This window comes from Paraburkholderia sp. SIMBA_053, assembly GCF_046534895.1.
GTDB classification, from domain to species: domain Bacteria; phylum Pseudomonadota; class Gammaproteobacteria; order Burkholderiales; family Burkholderiaceae; genus Paraburkholderia; species Paraburkholderia caledonica.
Genome location: NZ_JAWRXU010001701.1, coordinates 1 through 236 on the forward strand (window position 1 = coordinate 1; position 236 = coordinate 236).

The 236-nt window shown below is 65.3% G+C and carries 1 protein-coding gene; it reads left to right on the plus strand.

The features are described from left to right. The coding region (locus SB753_RS41330) for a DegT/DnrJ/EryC1/StrS family aminotransferase (RefSeq protein ID WP_410805723.1) at nucleotides 1-236 on the plus strand (236 nt) is incomplete at both ends.

The following is a 236-nucleotide window of genomic DNA, read 5'->3' on the forward strand; positions in this document are numbered from 1 at the left end:
CGCGCTGCAGGCCCTGCGCATCACCGGCGAAGTCATCACCACCCCCTATTCCTTCGTCGCCACCGCGCATTCGCTGCTGTGGAACGGCATCAAGCCGGTGTTCGTCGACGTCGATCCGGTGACCTTCAACCTCGATCCGACGCGCATCGAGGCGGCGATCACCCCTCAGACCACCGCGATCATGCCGGTGCACTGCTATGGCAATCCCTGCGACACCGCCGCGATCGAGCGCATCG